The organism is Mycobacterium sp. D16R24 (assembly GCF_002013385.1).
Classification (GTDB): Bacteria; Actinomycetota; Actinomycetes; order Mycobacteriales; family Mycobacteriaceae; genus Mycobacterium.
The window spans coordinates 26,873-48,361 of the sequence record NZ_MAEV01000028.1; the positions used below are offsets into that span (position 1 = coordinate 26,873).

Sequence of the window (21,489 nt, forward strand, 5' to 3'; positions counted from 1 at the left end):
CCGATGGAAACTTACAGATTCGGCGAGTCAGATGGCTCCCGTTCGCCCCGTTCCATGTCTATGGACGAACTCGCGTACATCCTGAATTTGAACGTTTGGCTGGAGGGTTCTTCAGGATGCGCTCGGCGAAGCGTTGGGTGACTGAGAACGAACACATCTACGACCAGAAAGCATTCAGCGAGTCATGGTGAAACTGTCCACTTGATGTATGGCTAAGCGCCGCTTCGTAAATCCAAGTAGTATCAGACGAGAGGAATTGGGGATGAGCGTCAGACTTGGCCCACTGGAATGGGTGGACGGTTCCTGGGATGGCCCAGGTGTCGTTATACGGCATGAAGAGGTGGGAACTCTCGCCCGGAGCGAGATCGATGAGCTTCCCAATGGTGGCGAAACCGCGCTCTGGGTGGATCGCTCGGCGGCAGGGCAACGGTTACACGTCGATGCCGAGAACGGTTCTTGGACATACAGTCTTGCGCTCGAAACTATGGATGATTCGGCCGGGCAGCCGTACGAGTATTACCGACTCGAACTCATACAAGCGCAACCCGCATAGTCCGCTAATCGTACCGAAATCGGTTGGCGAAGAGCTAGTTAGAGAGAGGATCATCACGATATGCCGAACGACATTAGAACTCCGCCGGAATCGTTCCTGGAGATCGATTCCTACGACACCCTGGTCGATCTGCCTGACGGCACCGTGATCCTTTGGGACGAGGAAACGTTGATTACGGACTGTACTCGTCAAGCGGCGGTGCTGTACACCACCTTCGAGGGTGAGCGCAGTCTGAAACACACGGTGGAAGGCAGCGAGTACTACGAACTGGACCGTATCGGGCTGCCAGCCATGGCCATCGTCTGGGCACGGCCATCCGAGGTTATCGACGGAGAGGTAGTTCCAGCGCAACCGGCAGTGGAGCAGTGACGATGGGTCCGAGAATTGGATCCGCTTCCGCACGAAAGGATCTGAGGTGAACAGTTCACACGAAGAGGCTCCCGTGGCACCTGACTGTGCGGGAGTTCGACTTAGCGCCCGGGCCGTGCGATACCGCAAAAGCTTCACGCAGATCCGCATAACGTAAACCGTAGGAGAGGCAAGGGGATTGGCAAATGGCAACTGTGAAGATTTATGTTTCCGGCTGGATCGAGTACGAAGTCGCGAACCCAGAGGCGCTGATCGACGCCAGTAGATTTACTCCCTCCGAACTTGACCCTTCGGGCACTGCCGGACTAAGCGACGCGCCTGATGCTGTGTGGTCCGACGTATCGCACGCCCTGCTCGTAGAAGTATCCAAGCGAGCCGCCCAGTACCCCGCTCCGCCCCCTCCGGGTATCGCCAGGATTGAAAACAACCTCACATACGGTCTCGCACCGCCGACGGCTGTGCAGTAGAGGTACCCCGTACTACTCGTCGGCATCGAGAGCGGGGACCTTCTGAGCACACGGCTCCGTATGGATAGCTGAAAATCTGCCCGAAATGCGCACAGTTCAACTTCGGGGTATCCGGCCATAGGCTCGAATCATGTTTGATCCGTATGCCCAGCCGTATGAGCGCCCGCCCCGTGTCGGGCCTTACTGCGGTTTTCTGGAGAAGGTAGACCCGGCGACGCGGCGCAAGATTTACGTTCCTGCTGAAACGGACAGCCATATTTGGGTATTGGCCAGGACGGGTGCCGGGAAGACGACCCTGGTGCTGGCTCCGATGGCGATTGCGCACCAGGGGCCGGCGGTGATCGTGTCGTCGAAGGACGATCTCATGCAGTGGGTGCTCCCGTTCCGGCAGGGGCCCTCGAAGCTGATTGATCTGCGGACTGTGCGTAATCCGATGTATCCGAAGGATATTGAGCCGGTCCGGTTTGATCCGACCACATCGATTCAGACAGTCGATGATGCGTATACGACGGCTTCGACACTGCTGCAGATGGCATCCACGGCTTATGGGGCGGGGGCGCAGCAGGTCACCGATGGGGGCACCTGGGAGTCTCTCGGCGAGGGACCGCTGGCGGCCTTCCTATACGCGGCATCGCCAGCGCAGACGAATCTGGGGATGCGGTGGGTACTGCAGGCGATCCAGAAACCCATCGAGTTCAAGGACGATCCCGAAGACACGCCGTCATGGTCGATGGCTGCCCGGTTGGTCAACGTTCCCGAGCTGCAAGCTGAAATTGATCACGCCACCGAGATGGACCCCAAGCAGCGTGATTCCATCCTGTTCTCGCTGTCGAAAGCGACCCGCGCATGGCTGCGGATGGCGTTGCGTGAGCAGCCCGAAGGCGCGTTCACACCGGAATTTCTCGACGACCCGACCGCCACGGTGTACGTGATGGCACCGGGTAACGGCACGACCGCCCCGGCCGCGGTGACGTTGATCGAGCAGCTGGTGGAGCGTTGGCGGGAGAAGACCTCGCAGTGGGAGGACCTGAGTCGGCTGCTCGGCGTGATCGACGAGGCTCCCAATACCGCACCGATGCCCAAGCAGGCCAATTACGTCGGTGAAGCTCGAGGTCTAGGCGCCAATCTCGCCATCGCGCAGCAGGCGAGCAAGCAGACCGATATCACGCATGGCCCGATCTACACCGCGGTACTGCGCGACATATTTCCGGCGGTGTGTGTGATGCACGGGGCGGCCGAGGAGGAGCTGCTCCGGGCCGCCGCTCAGGAACGTGGGTTGCAGCAGCGGCGCGGGGAAGCCCAGAGTGTTGATGGCGGCCGTAACCAGTCCGGGCGCCTGGAGCAGGAAGTCGAGTGGCAGGAGCTGATGTCGCGCAGCCCGGATAAGGCCCGGCTACTGCTGCGGGGCACGGTTGGCAAAGAGGTTTACCTTCCGCATGTGACGGAGTTCGTGACGAAGTTCTGGCCCAAGATGGCAGCGAATCGGAACGTACCGGTCAAGCCTGTGGCAGTAGGCTGAGCGCATGTTGCAGGTCGACACCGATGCGCTGGTGGCCGTTGCGCGGGCGCTGGAGACCGCAGCGGTGGGGCTGCTGGCCGGCGGGGCCGCGGTGCATCCGCCGCTGGCTGGCGACGAGGCATCGGTGACCGCAGCGACCCGCTTTACGCATCGTGCGATGGCGTTGTCGAGCGATGTCCGCAATGGTGCACGCGGCTTGCTGTCGTCGGCGGCGACGTTGCGAGCTGTGGCGGGGAACTACGAGGACGTCGACGACTCCATTGCGCGGGCACATGAGGTGCTGCAGATGCCGCGAGCCGGTGTTGGGCAGGTTCCGCACGTGGAACCGGTGCCGGCGCGTGAGAACCGGGCACAGGTGCCGATGCCGCCCCCGGTCCCGCGCCCTGGTGAGGTGGTGGCGGCGACGTTCTACGCGGGGGATGGCTCGCGTGGGGCGGGCTTCATTTCGCAGATGCAGGCTGGCGCCGAGCGGGCCGAAACAGCTTCGGCTGCTACGCGTTCGGCGGCGCAGGCGTTGGAATCGGCCTGGCAGTCGCCGGTATCGGCGGCACCGGCGATCGAGCATCTGTCCAACCAGGCACGCTTTTTTGGTGTGGTGGCCTCCGAGCATCGCCAGACCGCGGGCGCAGCTTCTGAGCACGCTCAGAACTTCGACGGGCATAAAGGCCAGGCGGATTCCCCGCAGGATTTCGAGCGGCTGCGGGCGCAGATCGCGCAGGTCGAGGCGGCGAACAACACTCCACCGAATGTGGGGCGCTATAGCGGCCTGTTGAGTTCCTTGAATGAGCAGCTCACGCAGATGGAGCAGCGCAATCAGAAGAACGGGGCCGATTATCACGGCGCGGCCGATGATCAGTCACAAGCTGATCCGCCCTCCGATGAGGCCAAGGATATGGGTCAGGCTGCCGGGTTGGCGGCCGCCCTTCCCGGGATGATGGCTTCGTTGGCCGCCGGGGTACTTGGTGCAGTCGGCGGGTTGGCGGCCAAGGTGCCTGAGGCGGCCGGGCAGGCTGCCACACAGGCGGTGTCGGGCATCGGGTCGGCTATGGGCGCCAATAAAGGTAAGGGCGGCTTGAAGGTTCCGTCGTTGGATCCCAGCGGTCTGGGTGGCCTCGGTGGGCCAGAGGGTGCTGCAGGGGGAACCTCCCCGGCGGGCGGATTGGCCCCGGCGACGGGGGTACAGACTCCGCCAGCGGGAGGTTTGGACACTTCGCGCGCCACAGGTGCCGCGCACCCTGGCGCGGCCGCGGCCCCGGCGCCCGCTGGGGGCGGTATGGGGATGGCGCCTATGGGTGGCATGCCTGGCGGCGGCGGGAGCAGCGGCGCAGGGGAGAACGCTAAGGGCGGCAAAGAGCACAAGGTCCTGATCCGTGCGCCGCGTAACTCCGAGCCCGTCAAAGGTGTGCTGCAGCCGACGGCGCAGGATCGGCAGCAGTCAGCGGCGAAAGAGCCTGACGGGGAGAACAGCGAGGCCGAAGGCACTCGCCGCATCGTGCTCGGCAGCCGCAAGGCCAAACCCGCTGACCAGTAACAACACTGTTATCTGAACCGGTTGTACACAGGTCGACAATGCTTTGTAGACAACCAGCGGGGGCCATGTTTGGATCATTTTGTGGACATCCCGGATCTACCTTCCTCAGATGCGCTACGTCGGCTGCCGCCCGAACAGCGAGTCAAGGCCACTCAGGCAAAGCTCGAGCTGGTGCAGGAAGTGTTCAAAACCAAACGTCTGGAACTGGATTCGTTGACCTCTGATGCGGGCACCAGCGATGACCTGGTCCACCTGGAAATCCAGGGTGACGGCCAGTGGAAACAGCTCTCCTTGCATCCCGCGGTGACCACGCGGCTGACCAATGTCGAGTTGCAGGAGATCCTCAACGAGATCTTTGAGGTTGTGAATGAGGACGCGCGCAGCCAATGGGCGCAGTGCCTGTCCTTCGCCAGACCCGCCTAAGTTTAATCCTCAGGTGGCCGAACAGGTTTCGGCGCCTATATGCGTGGTGTGTGATCACGCGCTTCCATGATCTCGAATGTTTCGATCTCGGCTTCGGGCCGCTGCAACGGCAACCAGTCCTGGCTTTCCGGGATGGCCAGCCACCCCTCAAGGATTCCGTAACCTGCGGTGATGAATAGGCCAGCGGGGATCTGACCGAGTACCCATGGCACCACCAGTACACCGAGCAGACTCATGGGCGGGTCGTAGAACATCGGCAGCGCGATACCGGTGAGTGCGGCCAGGCCGAACAGCAAGGCCAGCGGATAGGCGAACAGGCGCTTGGGGATAAGCCTGACAAGGTAATTGGACAGCACCCGCGCACCGGCCCACCCGGCAGGTGCCACGACCGCGAGCACGAGAACCAGCGCGCCTTCGCCGTAGTCGGCGGGGGTGTGCCATTGGCGCTGCCAGATGTTGGGTGTGACTTCGTCCTCATGCTGGTCCGGGGAGGGCGCGAAATCGTCGCGGCGGCGCCGCCGCAGGGATCGGCCGAGGAGCTCGGCGCGGCGATGCTGCATGAGGAAGGGGCCTTGGTGGTGCATGATCCATTCGCGGCGCAGGTCATCGACGCGTTCGGTGCAGGTCTGCATCAGGGAATCCAATCGTGAGAGTGCTGCAGCTTGTGGTTCAGTCGGGTCATGAGGCGCTGGGAATGTGTCAGGTGATCCTGGGCGGCGACCAGGCTCTCTCGCATCGATCCGGTGCTCTCGGTGGCGGGGAAATGGTCCACTGCGACACGGGCTTTCGCTATGGCCGCGCTGATGTGGTCGGTGTCCTGGCGTACTTGCGCGTTGAGTTCGGCGGCCTCTCGGAGCAAGGTGTGCAGCGGGCCCGGGAAGTCCAGCGGGGCGGGCACGGTTCCGTCGCGGGCTGCGCGGATCGTTGACCCCGGCGTCCAGCGCAGCGCGTTGTCGATGCGCAGGGCCATGCGCTCGGTTAGTGCGCGCTGGCCAGCGAAGACCTTGGCCATGTGTGAGCGCGACGGACCTCCTAAGGCGGCCAGATCACCACGGCGGCAGCCGATGGCCGTCAGTCGACGGCCGATGTACTGATCCAGACGGGCGTCGACAGCGAGCACAGATCGAGCGTATCGCTGGTTTGGCACAGTTCAACTTCGCGCAAACCGGGCTTACGATCCGAACTATGTGGAAGATTTTGTTGTCGATCTTCATCTTTGGGGTGATCGTCGGGCCGTTCATCGCGGTTGCGTTGGGTGCGGTGGCGCTGGTGGTGGCCGCTGTCCTGGCGGTGCTGTCGGGGCTGTGCGCGCTGTTGTGGGCCGGCAGCAAGGGGATGTGGCGGTGGGCGCAGGCACAGCCGGCATATGCCCCTACACCGCACGCTCGGGCGGCGCTGCCCGAGGGCCTGCCGCTGGTGGCGCCGCGCTATCCCTGCCAGCGGTTTGCAGCCGCAATCGACGAACCTGAACCTGCGACAGACCGCGACGGAGGCGGGGTGTCGCCATTTGACGAGTACCGGCGCCGACACCAGGGACGCGGATTGGGCCGCGCGCTGGTGTTGGACACCCGCGCCTATGGCCGCCAGGAGCTGTGATGAGCGAGAAAGACGCAAATTTCCTGCGACGCATATTCCCCGAGGCCGCTGCTGAGCAGGAGGCGCCAGGCGGCGGTGTGGCGACCGACGACATTGTGGTGATCGTCGATGAGGAACCACTCGATACCAGGGACGACGATGACCCACCTGTCGATGAGGATGGGGAACAGGATTTCGGGGACCGTTTCTCCAACATCCCGGTCGATCGACCCGAGATCGACAAGCCTGCTGGCGCGCAGAACGATTCAGATGACGACAGCACCGTCAATGGCCGCACCAAGCAGACCTTGGCGGTGCTGGGCGGTGTCGGTGCATTCGTGGCCGTGGTGATCGTCGTGATGGTCAGTGTGTTGAGCAAGGACAGCACACCGGTTGCCGCCGCTCCTGAGCCGCAACGCAAGGTCAACGTCGCCGGATCCGCATCACCGACAGCGTCGGCGACCGAGTCCGCCAGTACGGATCGGTCGATGCCGTTTGAGGCTTCCGCTGATTGCGGGGAAGGCTCGACGTCGGCACGCAACGTCGAAGACCCCACGGGTGATACCGCGTTGGTGTGCTACGGGCCAGGACTGGGTTTGGGGCAGCCGATCGATTTGAAGTTCTCTGATGACATCACCGCGGTGGCGATCAAGCTGGCGACGGGATGGCTCGCCAAACGCCCTGGGGGCAAGGAGGAGTGGAGTCAGCACCGCATCATCACGAAGATCCGGTGGTGGTTCATGAATGATGTCAAGGGCCGCTATGTCGACATGGATACCAAGAACGTCAAGGGTATCGCCACGGTGCCGGTGGAGAACATCCGCACTCGCTGGATCCGGGGAATCGTGGTGCAGACCTCGCGCCCGCCCACTGAGCAGGTGCCGGAGAGCTCGGCACCTACAGGTGGCGGCATGTTTGGGGGCCTGTTCGGCTCGGACGGATCGAGTTCGGCGGGCGGCTCGGGTACCGCGGATACACCTAACGCTTCCTCGGAGCCTGGTACGCGCGATGCGATCGATCAGTCGTTCGCGACGAGCCGGATCGAGGTGATCGGCCATGTGCCGACCTGAGAATGCGGTTTGTGGATATTTGCCCAACGGCATGAGGGAATAGTGTTATGACGCGGACATGGAAGAACCGTCTCAAGCTGCTGGGTAAAGCTGTCGGCATTATGCTGGTTATCTATATGGGCTTTTGCACAATTGTTGCCGGTACGTCCATTACATGGAGTTGGATAAAACCCCCTAAGGGCCCGGATGTGCGGGGAATCTCACAGACGACTTCCAATGAGAGCGCGTTGGCGACCGCGCACGCTGTCGAGTGCTTCGCGCTGTACAAGATCGGCACCACCGCAGAGCGCGACTTGCTCAAGGATTGCTTTCCCCTACCTGCCGACTACGGCCTGCCGGAGACCCCGAAGATTTTCATCACGCCGCCGCTGCCGTTGACGACGATGGAAGACAAGCGGCAGTCCACTGCCGCTGCCCAGCTCTACACCGTGCTGTTGACAACGCTGGAGCGCCCGTACGCGGGAGCTGCCGCCAAGCAGGCCTACTACGCCGTGCCGGTCAGCGTCATCGACCACGGCCCGGCCAGCGTCGGACTTCCCGAACGAGTCGGAGGACCTCCGGCGGGCGTCAAATTAGCGACCCGCTACAGCTACGGCGTAACGACCCCGAACTTGAAGACGGGCAAGGGCGGAGCCCCGCTGGCCACGGATCTGGCGGGTTTCTTCACGGTATTCCTCACCACCAGCGATGCCGGGCAGCTGGCCCATTACGTCACCGGGACAGCACAGATCGGACCACTAGGGGCGTATCAGACAGCGTTTTTGACCAAGCTCGACGCCGCACAACCTGTCCCTGACAACCCGGTAGAAGGCACATCGCTACAGGTGCTGGCCCAAGTCAAGGTGCTAACAGAACTGGCCCTGGAGTGGCCCATGACCTACCCCCTGACAGTCACCTTCACCAAGGGAGCTTGGGCGGTCTCGCGCATGGATTACATGCCGCTGGTCGACCTCAGCGAAGACGCCATCACCTCCGCTACCTCACAGACCGCTACCCGATAGGAGACCCCGATGACTACCCAGATTCTCGCCTACGCCGACCCTTTCGCCTTCCTGCAGAGCACGTCGGTGCAAGTCGTCATCACCTGCGTCTCGGTGATCTTTGCCGCCGGCGCTGTGGTTGTCGTGAAGACGATGATCAGCAAGCACGGCGGTATCGGTGCCGCCGTGGCAGCGGCACTGGGCGTGATCGTGGTCGCGTGCATTGTGGGCGCGGGCTGGGGCGGCTACAGCATCTTGGCCGGGTATCTCAACAGCCACGGCGTCAAGACAGTCAATGTTGTCCCGGGCGGCACCCCATACGGAAGCTAAGGACGGATTCCCATGGCACAGGAGGACTCAGCACAGCTGTTCAGCTCGTTTCGTGATGTCCCGATATCGATCTCCGAGTCAGACTCGTTCAAGATCCCTTGGGGCCCTTGGGGCCCAGTGGATCTGGTCATCGGGGTTGTGGGTTTCGCCTGGACCGTGTTCTACGTGGTCATTAACCTGGACAACGATCCCCTGACCAAGGGCATCTTCAGCGTCATGATCTTTGGCGGCGCAGTAGCTGCGGCCCGACAGATCAAGAAGGGCCGCCCGCCACTGCTCACGCGGTTCGTGTGGATGATCCGCCGCTGGCTCCCCCAAATCGTCGATACCGGCGACGGCACCTACAAAAACAAGTAAGAAAGTAGCTCTGTAGAAGTTCGCGTATACCGGGGTTAGCGTTTATTTGTGCATATAAAACCCCCGGAATTCGCGGATAAGAATCTCGCGGTCTGCGATGACGGCGTATACGCAAATTATTTGCTATCGGGCATGCCGTACATGTTCAAACGCAAGGAGCGGCGACGTCGCTTCGCGGAGTTGCACCGCCAGCTCGCGCAGGCTCTACCGTCCGGAACAATGTTGTATCTGGTGGCCGCGCCCACCGATATCGACTTCATCATGCGCCGTGCCCTGTGGGGGCACCTGAGCCCCGCCGAGCTGCGCCGCGCACTGACCGGAGAACTACAAGACCCCTGGGTCCAGCACGTCCAGGCCTACGAACCGACCTTCAAGGCGTACGCGCCATATCAGCGCCTGTTCTGGCTCTCACTGCCGGTCGATGCCGGGTTGGAAGGATACGCCAAAGGCTCTGCGCAGCAGCGATTCCGAAACTGGCTCGCGGGCGCCGACAGTGAAGCAGCCACGACCTTGGAGGGTTGGCGGGAGACCGCGGACACTATGGCCCGGGGGCTGCCCCGCGACTTCAAACCCACACCAGTCACCGAGGCACAGCAGGAATGGTTCTGGGACCAATTCTGCTCGTTGGGCGCCTTCAACGATCCGTTCCCAGCGGCGAGCGTGCCGGCACGCGGTGTCTTTCGCCGCGCCAAGTTCCACACGCGCGGCGGCCGCCGCGGCGAGTCGATCCTGAAAATAACCCGACCGGACAACCCAGAGATCAAGCCCAGCTATCAGAGCGTGCTGACGCTGTTCAACGCCAAGAAGCTTCGGTTCCCGGGCTCGGAAATCTTCAAGTTGATCGACCACGTCGATCCCGCGCTTGGCCGCGTCAACTGCGCGATGCGGCTGGATCTGCGACATGTGCAGGACGAGAAGGACGAAAGCACCAGCACCGCCAAGAACATTCGCGATCAGGTGCGCCAACGAGGAGTTGCCGCCCTCAACGACGACGAACTCAAGAACCAGATGCGCGAATTGCGCGAGTACAACAACCTTCTCAGTGCCGAGCCCGGCCAAAAGGGCATGAACGTTGATTTCGTGTTCACCGCGGGCGCCGACTCGTTGAGCAAGGTACGTAACTTGGAACAGTCGCTGCGCAACATCATGGACCGTTCCAAGGTCACACTGCGATCATTCCCCGGGTCACAGGCCGGGCTGATCAAAATTTTCGCACCCGGCAACGAAAAGCAGGCAGGGCTCGACGGTATGGGCCATCCGACCACGCCGACTAAGTGGTCACGCTTCGTGCCGCTGATCTCCACCGGCTTGGGCAACTCCACGGGCATACCGCTGCTGGTCAATTACTCGACGTTGCGCCGCGAGATCGCGCTCCTGGACCTGCAGGGGGCAGCAGGTCGCGGGCATGTGGGCGTCATCTTGATCGGTGGATCACCGGGCGGCGGTAAGTCCCACTGCTCGAAGCTGATTGTGATCGGACTGATGAAGCGCCGCTCACGCATTCACGTTGTGGACCCCACCGACACGCGGGAATGGGAAAAGGGCATCGGAAAGGAACCCGGGGTCAAGGTGATTGACGTCGCCGGCGGCAAGGTCTCCATGGACCTGTTGCGGCTCTTGAACCCGGACGTCGGCGGAGAGGTGTTCGTCGACCATCTCATGCCGCTGCTGGGGTATCCGGCAGAAAGCAAGGAAGGTGATCGCCTGGAGCTGCTGCTGGAGCCCGCATCGCGCGACACCAAGGGCATCGGCAGCTGGAACCGGTTGGTGGAAGTGTTGCGGCAAGAGGCCAGCACCGACGCTGACCGGGAGATGCTCAACAAGTTTGAGGTGCTCTCGAACCGCTCGTACATGCGGGCGCTCACCGATGAATCCCTGGAAGCCCCTGATATCGGCCAGCTTTCAGGCCTGGTATGGAACATGGCCGGTATCCCGCTTCCGACCAGCACCGAGAACGACACCGAGCATTTGGCGAGCCGGATCTCACGCCGCGAGCGGGCGGGCCAGGCGATCTATGGCATTTGCGCCGAACTGTCGCAGCAGTTGTTCTTCAACGATTCACAAAGCAGCGATTTCATCGTCCTGGAAGAGGCCGAGGGCTATTTGAACTCCCCGGCCGGCGGTAAGCGCGCTCACAAGATCACTCGCGAGGCCCGGCGGCTCCAAACGGGCCTCGTCGTGATCAGCCAGAACCTGATCAACGACTGCCGCAAGATGGGCACCGAGTTCGTAACCCAGACGATCTTGACCCGCTTCGACGAGGATGAGGTCGCCAAGGCCCATCTGGAACGGTTCATGGGCATCACCGAGGCCGAGTATCCCGACGTGGTGCGCCGCTACATCGACGACACCTCACCGCCAGAGTTGAATGACAACCTCGAAATGTCCATGGACATCGGTGATTTCGATATCGCCATGTCAGATTTCGGTAAGACAATACCGGGCCGCGAAGGTGAGTGCTTCTTCCGCGACGAGTTCCGCCGAGTCGGGCGCGGCAAGCTGCTGGCGGCACCGACCACAGAGCTAGCCGAGCGGCTCAACACCAACCCGAACGAACAGAAGGACAACGACCGCGACGATGCGCCGCGCAATCGGCAGCGGGGTGCGGCATGATCGCGGCCTGGTGGTACACCCGCTCACCCCGGCTGCAATGGACGATCCGGATCTGGGCGACCTGCTACTTCCTATGCGCCTGGATGATGATGTCGCAGGCCGCTATAGCGCGCGCTGACGACACCACCGAGGCTGTATCACGCTCAGGGAACATGATGGGCTGGACCGGGCTGCACAGCTTGCGCGGTATCCCGTCCTCCTCGATGCATCTGATCACCTTGTCGGACCGGCGCGGAAACGGATTCTTCGACGTCATTCTGGCGATCGTGCAGGTCTTCAAAGACATTGTCACCTTTACCTTTCCAGCTGGGCTGCTCACCGGCGCGGTGGCAGGGTTCCTGCTGTTCATGTCACTGATCCTGTGGCTGTTCAAGTTCGCCCAGTCGATGGTGTGGCTGCAATGGATCGCCGCGCTATTCGCGCCCCTGTTCACGGCGCTGGTGCAGGTGGTTGTGCATCTGGGTATCTTGCCTGCCTGCTTGATGATCGGGCTCACCACCGGCGGGGTGGTGTTCATGCTGGGTGAACGTGGACGCGGCATGGCGATGATGGCGGCCGCGTTCGGGGTGGGCTTGGTGAGTCTGGCCTTCTTCTCCGACCCGGTGGGGGATCTGTACTCCGACAACGGGTTACTGGCATCTATCCGACATCTGGGCTTCCAGGTCGGTGAGGCCGGCGCCCGCAACGGGGCCTTGCCTGGCGCAAACGGTGCAGCCCAGCTCGACAACGCAATGGCCCGCATGGTGACCTCCCTGCAGGAGGGCCCGCTCATGCAGGTCAACTTCGGCCATGTCCTGGGATCGCAATGCGACGGCGCCTACAAGGAGGCGCTGGGGACCGCCGATAGCTCTGCAGCGCTCGATAAGATCCGCACATGCGATAGCGCGGCAGCCGATTACGCCGAACACCTCGCGTGGGAGGCCTTGGCGTCCGTCGGGATCTTCGCATTTCTGGCAGCGGTGATGAGCTTGTTCATCATCTACGTGGTGGTCGCTGAGGTCGAAGTAGGGTTCAAAGCCGGCGCCTACGCGATCAGCGTTGTACCCATGAGCGGACCTGGCGCAATTCCGGGCCCCCCGCAGCGCGTGTGGATTCAGCTGCTCAAGAACCTCGGACTGGCCGCGCTGGAATGGTTCGCCTACACCGTGTTCGTCTCGTTCGTTGCGGTCCTGATTATCTCAGCCACCGGAGATGAATTCGCGGCCCGCACAGGCATCAACCACCCCGTGGTCAAGTTCCTGGTCTCCACAATCCTGTCGGCGGCGGCCATCTTCGCGTTCTGGAAGATGACCCGATCGTTTCGCACCATCTCACATCGCAAGGTGTCCAAGGCCATGTCTGGCCCGGCCACGGCAGCGCAAGCGGCCATGCTCGGTGCCTTCGCCAAGGGCCAGTCGGGCACCGAGTGGGCTCACAACTGGCTCAATTCGCGCGGCGACGGCGACTCAGACAGCGACGATGACGACGACGACATCGACGGCCAGGGCAAGAACAGTCCGCGCGATCCGGACGTGCCGACGCTTCCAGACAACATTCCCGAAACGGTCGTGCCCACGACAGCCGACTCTGCTGACAGCCCCGGTGAGGGCTCGTCCTCTCGCACGCAGGCAGCAGCTGATGCGGCGGTGGCCACTGCCGCCCCCGAGGCCGCCGCGGCGCAGCGCGTCGCCGAGCGTGTGCGCGGCCGCCACCACTCAGACAACGAGAACCCCGGCACCGGTGGTGCAGACGGCGCGGGGGCGGCCATGGCAGCCCAACAGCACCTGACCGACGACGACGGCGGCACCGACGGTGACGCGGACCCGCATCACGGTGGCGGGGACAGCACCCCGGCTGTACCCGGTCTGCCCGCCGACGTTCCGGCAGCCAGTGCCAGCACGGAACCAGACGAGCCTGGGCCCAGCGTCCAAACAACCCCGGAAGGACGATAAATGAAACCCTGGTATTGGACCCTCGGCGCGGCCGTCGGGGTACTCGTGTGGGAGATCGGGATGTATTTCTACGGCATCGTGAGCCTGGCATCCTCAGTGGCAACTACCTTCAACCCGGGAGGCTGAACAAATGGCGACAGCACGCAACAAGTTCGACGAAGGCTTGCGGCACCTCGGCATGTACCCGGGGCTGCAGCCCAGCAGAACCGACCCCGCCGCGGCCGCCGAATGCTTTCGTGAGGCCACCCGGCTCGACCCGACCATGTGCGATGCATGGTTGGGCCTGGCGTACGCCAAAGGCTCCACCGTGGAAGCCCTCGGCGCGGCCCACGCCCAGTCCCGCAACATGTATCGGGAAGTACGCAGACTCGAAGTCCCTGACAGCCACCTGGCGCCGATCGTGCGCACACCCTTCGGCACCACGTTCACGATCACCAACAAGACAGGGCTGGCCGCCGGATACGCCGGTCTGCTGGTCAGCGACCGCCGCTTCGACGACGCCGAGCAGCTGCTGACCGAACTCAACCAGCCCGACGACATCTACGTCACGCTGATCGCGACCACCTTGTATGCCATCACCGAACGCTGGACCGACGTACTGGCTGCTGTCGAAAACGGCCGGCGCGCCGCCGATGTATCCATGGCTGCCACCGTGGATGCACTCACCGCACAGGCCGCCGCAAAGCTCGGGCAGTTCGGCCGCGCGGTCGAACACGCCGAATTCGCCTACGCGCACGGCGACCCGGCGACCAAAGGGTCGGCCGCGCTGACCGCCGGGCTGGCGCTCCGCAGCCTGAGCCAAGCCGACAAAGCCACTGAATGGCTGACCAAGGCCGCCGCCACCGGAACCAGCCCGGAAGCCAAAACAGCACTCGACAACCCCGGCTACGTCCTGACCACCGTCACCGAAGACGTGATCAACGCGCGCACCGACCGCTGGGATCCGAACAGTGCGCCCTCGCTGGAAGACCTCGAGCGGGAGATGCGCCGAGTAGGCGACCCCGAGATCCTGGCCGAGGGCGAAGCCGAACTGGCCGCCCACGTCGGTCTTGTCGTTGTCAAGAACCGGATAGAGCAGCTCAAAACCGCACAAAAGTTCGACTTAGAAATGCGTGCGGCCGGTGAGCCCGTCGGTGAAATTGAAAGTCTCTGCATGACTTTCACGGGTGAACCGGGAACCGCCAAGACCTCGGTGGCCAAGGCAACGGGCAAGATCTTCTACGGGCTGGGGCTGCTGCGATTCCCTACCGTGTACCGAGTCACGCGCATGAACCTCGTGGGGGAAGCGATCGGTCAGACCGCGCTGCGCACCAGCGAGTGGCTGGAACGAGCACGCGGCGCAACGCTCGTGGTCGACGAAGCCCATGAACTATGGAAACCCGATACCCGCAACGACTTCGGGGTAGAAGCCCTCGACACCATCATGAACTTCGCCGAGGAACATCGACGCGACATCATGATCATCCTGGCCGGTTACAAGCTGCGTATCGACGCCATGCTCGACGCCAACCCCGGTCTGCGCAGCCGGTTCCCAGTGCAGCTGGAATTCCCGTCGTACTCGGCCGAGGAGATGCTGCAGATCAGCGAGGTGCTCGCCCGCGTGAGCTCCAAAGCCATTCTCGATTCGAGCGCACGAGGCTATCTGGCCGCGATCTTCGCCGAATTGACCAGTCAATACGAGGATTACAACCCGTACGGCGGGGAACCCCGCCTTCTCGTCGACCGCGCGGCCAACGGGCGCTTCGTGCGCATGCTGCTCACGGAGGCCTCTATTTGGATGAAGAACCGGGCCATGGGCGACTCACTGATCGACCGGAGCACACCAGCGGGTCGGCTCCTAGCGCGAACCCTGGACGAAGCAGATCTGCGCTGGGCTGCACCACTGATCTTGAAGGCACAAAAATGTGACCCCAAGATCGCCGACGTCGCTGCGATAACACTGTGAAACGGCGCTGGAAGGCCGCGACCGCGCTGGCCGTTGCGATCACGCTGGCACCCCTTGCGGCACGGCAACTATCACCGCAAGCCGTCTCCCACGCAGATACCCCGGAGCCAACCGCGTTGGTGCTCAATGTAGTTGATGGCGATACGATTGACATTTTAGACGATGTACGAAAACGATTGCGGCTGAGACTAATTGGACTTGATACGCCGGAGACGAAGAAGCCTGGATACACAATTGGCTGTTTCGGTGCCGAGGCTAGTGAGTTTGCTCGCAACACATTACAGGGCAAACGCGTGGCATTGGTGACCGATCCGAGCCAAGATGCGCACGACCGTTACGGCAGGACACTGGCGTTCGTGATCCTTCCTGACGGCACGAATTACTCTGTGGCAGCGGTGAAAGGGGGCTATGCTCACGCCTATGTGTTCGGCCACAAGCCGAGCATGTATGCCAACGAGATCGCCTCAGCCGAACAGGACGCTAGAAGCTCGGGCAGAGGATTGTGGGGTCCGCCATGTTACGGCGACACGGAATCTGTTCCTAGACACTAGATTACCGAGGGATCACGGATGATCAGCACGTTTCAGGCGCTTCTGGTGGCTCTCGTGGCTGTCCTTCCCGGCGCCCTTTACACGATCGCGCGGGAACACAGAACCGCCGCCTGGTCCCTCGATGACGCGGCCCGCGAAATTATCCGATTCCTGGCGGTCTCAGCGGCTTTTCACGCCGTGCTCGCCCCGATCACGTTCTATGCATACCGCAAGCTGATCAAGACCGGAGCCCTGGCGGCCGGCGAAGTGTCTTTGTGGTGGTGGCCCGTCCTTCTGCTGTATATGGTGCTGCCGTTCGCATTAGCAGAGATCACCGCACGCTCGCGGCAGTGGGGCCCGTCGTCGGGCACGTTCAAACAGTGGCTGCGGCGAGGCATCTCCCTGTACACCGCGACGTCGCCAGAACCGCGAGCATGGGACCGGGTGTTCTCCAAACCTGAGGGGATCGGGCTGATGCGGCTGCGGTTGACTGACGGCAGTTGGAAAGCGGGCCCGTTCGACGGGGCGTCCTATGCCAGCAATATGCAAGGCGACCAGGACCTCTACCTGGCTGATCAGGTTGAGCTGACTGAGGACGGCCATTTCGTGGTCACCGCCGATCAGACACCGAACCTGCTGGGTGTTGGACTACTAATCCGCTGGTCAGAGGTCAGGTACGCTGAGATCAGCCGCACAGATGAAGGTGGTGAAGGCGATGTCGGATAAGCAGGCCGGGCCGAGTAAGAAGGCTGGGGGCGATTTCGAACGTAAGGCTGGCTACCCCGCCGCACCGCGGGCAACTTCGGGACTTCCGAAAGTGCCGCCGAGCTGGCAAGCACCGAAAAACCCGCCCAGCTCGACGGCAAAGCCCAGCTCAAGCAAGTAGTGGCATCGCAACCATTCTGGGTACTTGGTGAATTTGAGCTGAACCGCGCTTAGGCTTCCTGTAGTGACCCAGGAGGGATAGCCGCATGGCCGAAAAACCGTTGCCGCCAGAAAGCTCCGTCGAGCAGCAGCACGACCACCAGTCCGAGCAGCAGGCACAGCCGCAACACGAGCAATCGCATGACAACAGCGGCGGGGACAGCCCCGCCAGCAGCGGTGGTTCTCCTGCGGGGGTAGACCCCGCCCAAGGTCTATCTGGGCTCGACGGATCCGATCCGATGAGCAACATGGACCCGTCGACCTTCCTGCAGCCCCTCCAAGAGATGGGCTCGAAAGTCGGTGAGCTGCCACAACAGCTCAGCCAAGGCCTTACGTCCGGGCTGCAACCGGCCCTGCAGGTGATGCAGGGCATGGCCTCGCAACTCGGGCAGCCCGGTAACGGACTTCCGGGCGCAGGATCACCTGGTGGCGGCAACAAGGTCGAACTCGACCCCGAGAAAGCCCACGCCACCACGAGTAAGGCTGAGCACGAGGCATCTAACGGCCTTGCCAAGAAGTCAGCCCCGAAGGGCTTGGCGGGCAAGACTCCGTTCGACGCCGCGATAGTGGCTGGTGTTGCAAAACACGAGCTGATCGACACCGCGGTGAGCGGCGAGCTCGGGGTGCGATCAGTCGCCAACAGCGCAAGCAGACAGATCGGTACGGCCACGATCGAGGCTGCGGACGACAAGGCGGCCGGCGAACAAGCATCCGTGCAAGGACGTCTCATCTGAGACGCAAGCTCGAAGATTTTGGACACAACAGCAGGTAACGGTGTGGACAGTGCAGCTCAGGGCCGTTAACGTGGACTTATGACCGAGGTGGTGCAAGGCATGACATACGCGGGATACGCGGCTGCGCCACCACAGGGCCAACAGCAGCAACCAGTTCCATACCCGGCAACCGGACCCGGATACCCCGCACCACCGCCCACTCCGGCACCTCGCCCGAAGAACATCCCCGGAATCCTGGGCGCCATCGGCGGAACCATCGGGCTGATCTGCGGAGTAGTGGCACTCATCGTCACACTGACCCGCCCAGAACCGGTGGCGCCCACGCCAGCCCCTGTGGCGTCACAGCCATTCATGTTCTCGCCGGAGACTGACAAGCAGTGGTGCATCTCGATGCGATCGCTCCGGGCCGAGAGTATGGACATGACTCCCGCATCCGTAATCGACAACGGACCCAGCGGAATTGAATATCAAAAGTTTGCGTCGTGGGTGAAAGATTGGTCAGAGCGTATGTCCGCCGCATTGAACAAGGCCGCGGACAACGGGAGTAAGGATGGGTGGCTCGATCGCACCGCTCGCCGAGAAGTAGATCTTCTCGTCGCGGTAGGTGCCATCAAGCCAGATCAGTGGTGGACTGCAGACACTAGCTGGGTCTTCAACGATGCAGCCCACACAGGCACCACGATCAACGCTTATTGCCGTTCGATCGGCGAGCCAGTCCGACCATAGGGCACATACACCTGGTCTGATCGAAAGAGTTTTCGACCCGTTCAGATCTGACGAGTCGGCTTTAGGCTGAGACTATGGCACTGTCGAAGCCCAACAACCAGTATTCAAAATTGATCTCGTGGCCGGTGTGGCCTGACATCAGTCCTGGAACGCTGGGAGATCTCGCGGCCGACCATCGCGCAGACCAACAGACGGCCACACAGACAGCGAGCGGGCTGCGACGTGCGTATCACGAGGTGATGGCCGAGGAGAAGGGTCACTTCGCTGATGCCAGCGTGCGTGCTTACACGCACGAAGAATCGGGCTGGCGAGACCTCGCTGCGTTCCGGGGCGGCAAGGTCGCCGACGTCGAGGCCTGGGCAAGTATCGGCCAGAACCTCATGCTGACACTCATGGGGATCGACGACGAGGCCCACGACGCCATCAAAGCTAAAGAAGCCATGAGGTCTACCGATCCTGCCGGATACGGAGCGTTCGTGGCCGCGACGGTGAACGCTGCCGTGGCCGCGGCGCAAGCCGCGTCTGCCGCGGCCGTTGCGGCGGTTGCAGCGATCGTCGCCAAGATCCCAGAGAACATCTTCACAAAGTTCGGCCAGCCCAACGGGCAAGGCTCCCAACATAAACCCGGAGAAGTAACGGCTGTCAAGAACGAAACAAAGCTGCCGGATGGCAAGGGCGAGCACAAAGAGACGACGAAGCAAGCCAGCGGCAAAGAGGACACCGGAAACGGTTCAGAAATGTCCTCGGACCACGACTCCAAGGCTGAACACAAAGAGACGGCCAAGGAGCTAGATAGCAAAGGCCAGGGAACCACTCCCAGCGAGGCTTCCGGCGATCACCGAGCAGACGCGGGGAGCGGGTCGGCAAGCGGGCAGCAGCCCGGCATTGGGTCCGCTGCGGGGCAGGGTTTGGGTCAGGGGGCGTCTCCGTTGGGTGCGGCGGGTGGGGGTTCGCAGGCGGGGTCGGGGTCTGGGAGTGGTTCTGGTGCTTCTGGTTTGAGTGGGTTGGGCCGTCATGGTGGGGCTTCTGGGCTCGGTAATGTGGGGTCAGCGCCTAAGGCCCCGGGAGCTGTCCCGGCGCCGGGTTCTGGCGGGCCTGTGAGTGATTTCGCGAAGGGCTTTACCTCGGGTGCTTCCGGGGCTGGTGCGCCTGTTGCTCCAGCGAAGCCGCTGCTGCCTGCTGAGGGGGCGCGGCCGCCGATGACGAGTCAGATGGGGGCGCTGTCGTCGGCGCCTCAGAATCTCGCCTCTCAGGGCACGGTGTCGTCAGCGGCGAACACGGGTGGTTCAGGGTCAGCCGTGCAACCGGTGCCACCGGTGGGGGCAATGGGTGGCGGCGCAGCGGGTGGTGGCTCGGGCCCTCTTCCTCCGTTTGGTTCAGATCTGAAAGGTGCTGGCGGCCCAGCACAGACGTCGACACCAGGAACCACAGGCAGTGGTGCGGGGACCACACCTGCTGGCGGAACCGGCTCACAGGGTGGCGGTACCGGTGCACCTGCCGCGGTGCTCTCGGGTGCGACTGCAGCGGGTGCAGCGAGCACCCGCCTGGCGGAGAAGTACGGGAGAGTTGATCTGACGCCAGCACAGCGGCTTGTGTGGGAGTTGCAGCATGCGTGCCGTACGGGTGCGTGGCATATCGAGTGGGCCGTAGGGCTTTTCGAAAGCAACGTAGGTGGCGTTGAGCTGCTGTTCGTCTCAAATGAGGCCCTGGGCTTCGTGCCCTCGACCGTCGTGTTGCCGAACTCTGTGCTGCCTGCAATGACAGACCCGGTGCTATCAGCGGATTTCTTACAGCGGTGGTTCGGGTGGGGGGACGTAACACGATTGATGCTTGAGTACGGCAAAGCCCGAATGGCTGGCGGTAAGGGCGCCTTGCTGGGGTTGGCGACGGGCGGCTCTTCTACAGCGGCCGAGCGTGTCGACGTCCCGGTGCTGTCTGCCGATATCGGCGCCAACCCCATTCCGAACAATGAGCCGGTACCGGGGATGGCCAATGGTCGCTATCACCGACTGAGTTCCTTGGACCATGAGTTGCATAAAGAGCTCACGGACGTGCAGGATCCGAGACGGGCGATCACGCAATTGACCGACAGATGCCGACGACTGGTTACCGATGAGATGTACCTCCCGACATGCGGACATGACGCGATCGGGAAACTAGGTATGGGACAAGAACTTTCAGACCGACTGATCGGCGAAGTACAACAGGCCCACCACGATCAGGTGCTACTTGCCTCGACTCAGCGGCCAGGCAGCGGGGAGTACGGGCCACCGGAGCCTCACGTTGCGATGCAGAGCATGTATCGGGCCTCATGGATTGCGGCGCAGATCTTGGAAGCTCTTGTCCACATGTCCAATCCAGTGCCGGATCTTTCAGACGCCGCCTACGCGGTGCTGGCGGCTGAACGGGGCGCGCGATGAGCGAGGAAGACAAAGCTGACCTCCGACAATTTCAGGAACACATCTCGATGTATGACCCTTGGCCGCCGCCGCTTGATGTCCTGGGCGAGCTATACGAGTCGATCGCCGATGTAAATGCCGCGCTCATGAGAGATATGCGACTTTCCCGGATCGAACGTGCCGTGAATGCCGCGGAAGCATGGATTAGTGAGATGCGTGAATTCGTAACAGCGACGCTCATACAGCAATACGAGGAATCCCGGGCCTCCGAAGACCTTACGCGCACCGAGAAGTTCCAAGCTCTACCGCAAGAAGCCCGCGAAATTCACCTGCGATCGATGCGATCGGTCAATCAGAGGACAGCGGAGACCATCGATATGTTTTTTCGGATCTGGAGAGAGTACCCAGACATTCCTGTCAGCAAAGGCTGTGAAATGTTTCTTGAGTGCCCATCGTGGGATCTGGTTCACTCAACAAACCGCTATCTTGATCGGCGAGAAAACACCAGGTAAA

Annotated in this window: 22 protein-coding genes; 20 read left to right on the plus strand and 2 right to left on the minus strand. The window is 62.4% G+C overall.

Annotated elements, in window-relative coordinates; translation table 11 throughout:
- Window positions 1-262: 262 nt before the first annotated feature.
- From B4383_RS22035 to B4383_RS22060, 5 genes are all read left to right on the plus strand, one after another.
- Window positions 263-553: a hypothetical protein gene (locus tag B4383_RS22035; RefSeq protein WP_078293379.1), complete on the plus strand. Its 291-nt coding sequence runs from the start codon at window positions 263-265 to the stop codon at window positions 551-553.
- Window positions 554-613: 60 nt separating this feature from the next.
- Entirely contained in the window at window positions 614-922 is a 309-nt protein-coding gene (locus B4383_RS22040; RefSeq protein WP_078293381.1) for a hypothetical protein, read from the plus strand.
- Between the two features lie 597 nt (window positions 923-1,519).
- A complete protein-coding gene (locus B4383_RS22050) occupies window positions 1,520-2,908 on the plus strand; it encodes a type IV secretory system conjugative DNA transfer family protein (protein ID WP_139360975.1) in 1,389 nt (462 codons plus the stop codon).
- Window positions 2,909-2,912: 4 nt separating this feature from the next.
- Window positions 2,913-4,439: a hypothetical protein gene (locus tag B4383_RS22055; RefSeq protein ID WP_078293388.1), complete on the plus strand. Its 1,527-nt coding sequence runs from the start codon at window positions 2,913-2,915 to the stop codon at window positions 4,437-4,439.
- 81 nt (window positions 4,440-4,520) lie between these two features.
- Window positions 4,521-4,862 (plus strand): hypothetical protein, encoded by a 342-nt coding sequence (locus B4383_RS22060; protein ID WP_078293392.1) that lies wholly within the window; start codon window positions 4,521-4,523, stop codon window positions 4,860-4,862.
- Window positions 4,863-4,897: 35 nt separating this feature from the next.
- Here B4383_RS22060 and B4383_RS22065 read toward each other — a convergent pair whose 3' ends face one another.
- Together B4383_RS22065 and B4383_RS22070 are read right to left on the minus strand one after the other, a co-directional pair.
- Window positions 4,898-5,494, minus strand: a complete 597-nt coding sequence (locus B4383_RS22065) for a hypothetical protein (protein ID WP_078293394.1) — start codon at window positions 5,492-5,494, stop codon at window positions 4,898-4,900.
- Window positions 5,494-5,982 carry a hypothetical protein gene (locus tag B4383_RS22070; protein ID WP_078293396.1) on the minus strand — a complete coding sequence of 163 codons (489 nt, stop codon included), beginning with the start codon at window positions 5,980-5,982 and terminating at the stop codon, window positions 5,494-5,496. The genes B4383_RS22065 and B4383_RS22070 overlap by 1 nt, the downstream gene beginning before the upstream one ends.
- Before the next feature lie 65 nt (window positions 5,983-6,047).
- On the opposite strand from B4383_RS22070, the gene B4383_RS22075 reads away from it, so the two are divergent.
- From B4383_RS22075 to B4383_RS22150, 15 genes are all read left to right on the plus strand, one after another.
- The gene (locus B4383_RS22075) at window positions 6,048-6,458 is read left to right on the plus strand and encodes a hypothetical protein (RefSeq protein ID WP_078293398.1); all 411 of its coding nucleotides are present in this window, start codon (window positions 6,048-6,050) and stop codon (window positions 6,456-6,458) included.
- Window positions 6,458-7,507 carry a hypothetical protein gene (locus tag B4383_RS22080; protein WP_078293404.1) on the plus strand — a complete coding sequence of 350 codons (1,050 nt, stop codon included), beginning with the start codon at window positions 6,458-6,460 and terminating at the stop codon, window positions 7,505-7,507. Before B4383_RS22075 ends, B4383_RS22080 begins: the two co-directional genes overlap by 1 nt.
- Window positions 7,508-7,695: 188 nt before the next feature.
- Window positions 7,696-8,508, plus strand: coding sequence for a conjugal transfer protein (locus tag B4383_RS22085; RefSeq protein WP_217700190.1), 813 nt, complete (start codon window positions 7,696-7,698; stop codon window positions 8,506-8,508).
- 9 nt (window positions 8,509-8,517) lie between these two features.
- A complete protein-coding gene (locus B4383_RS22090) occupies window positions 8,518-8,817 on the plus strand; it encodes a hypothetical protein (RefSeq protein WP_078293410.1) in 300 nt (99 codons plus the stop codon).
- Window positions 8,818-8,829: 12 nt separating this feature from the next.
- Window positions 8,830-9,174, plus strand: coding sequence for a hypothetical protein (locus B4383_RS22095; RefSeq protein ID WP_078293412.1), 345 nt, complete (start codon window positions 8,830-8,832; stop codon window positions 9,172-9,174).
- Window positions 9,175-9,222: 48 nt separating this feature from the next.
- Window positions 9,223-11,787, plus strand: a complete 2,565-nt coding sequence (locus tag B4383_RS22100) for an ATP-binding protein (RefSeq protein ID WP_139360976.1) — start codon at window positions 9,223-9,225, stop codon at window positions 11,785-11,787.
- Window positions 11,784-13,718, plus strand: coding sequence for a hypothetical protein (locus B4383_RS22105; RefSeq protein ID WP_078293431.1), 1,935 nt, complete (start codon window positions 11,784-11,786; stop codon window positions 13,716-13,718). Before B4383_RS22100 ends, B4383_RS22105 begins: the two co-directional genes overlap by 4 nt.
- Window positions 13,719-13,844 carry a hypothetical protein gene (locus B4383_RS27275; protein WP_286150718.1) on the plus strand — a complete coding sequence of 42 codons (126 nt, stop codon included), beginning with the start codon at window positions 13,719-13,721 and terminating at the stop codon, window positions 13,842-13,844.
- Between the two features lie 4 nt (window positions 13,845-13,848).
- Window positions 13,849-15,663, plus strand: a complete 1,815-nt coding sequence (locus B4383_RS22110; RefSeq protein ID WP_078293433.1) for an AAA family ATPase — start codon at window positions 13,849-13,851, stop codon at window positions 15,661-15,663.
- Window positions 15,660-16,214: a thermonuclease family protein gene (locus B4383_RS22115; protein ID WP_078293435.1), complete on the plus strand. Its 555-nt coding sequence runs from the start codon at window positions 15,660-15,662 to the stop codon at window positions 16,212-16,214. The genes B4383_RS22110 and B4383_RS22115 overlap by 4 nt, the downstream gene beginning before the upstream one ends.
- Before the next feature lie 18 nt (window positions 16,215-16,232).
- Window positions 16,233-16,919, plus strand: a complete 687-nt coding sequence (locus tag B4383_RS22120) for a DUF6338 family protein (RefSeq protein WP_078293437.1) — start codon at window positions 16,233-16,235, stop codon at window positions 16,917-16,919.
- Between the two features lie 245 nt (window positions 16,920-17,164).
- Complete coding sequence (locus B4383_RS22125) at window positions 17,165-17,851, plus strand: hypothetical protein (RefSeq protein WP_078293439.1); 687 nt, start codon at window positions 17,165-17,167, stop codon at window positions 17,849-17,851.
- A 78-nt stretch (window positions 17,852-17,929) separates the two neighbouring features.
- On the plus strand, window positions 17,930-18,577 hold the full coding sequence (locus B4383_RS22130; protein ID WP_078293441.1) for a hypothetical protein: 648 nt from the start codon (window positions 17,930-17,932) through the stop codon (window positions 18,575-18,577).
- A gap of 74 nt (window positions 18,578-18,651) precedes the next feature.
- Window positions 18,652-20,997, plus strand: a complete 2,346-nt coding sequence (locus tag B4383_RS26465; RefSeq protein WP_139360977.1) for a hypothetical protein — start codon at window positions 18,652-18,654, stop codon at window positions 20,995-20,997.
- A complete protein-coding gene (locus B4383_RS22150; RefSeq protein ID WP_078293459.1) occupies window positions 20,994-21,488 on the plus strand; it encodes a hypothetical protein in 495 nt (164 codons plus the stop codon). Before B4383_RS26465 ends, B4383_RS22150 begins: the two co-directional genes overlap by 4 nt.
- Window position 21,489: the final 1 nt, after the last annotated feature.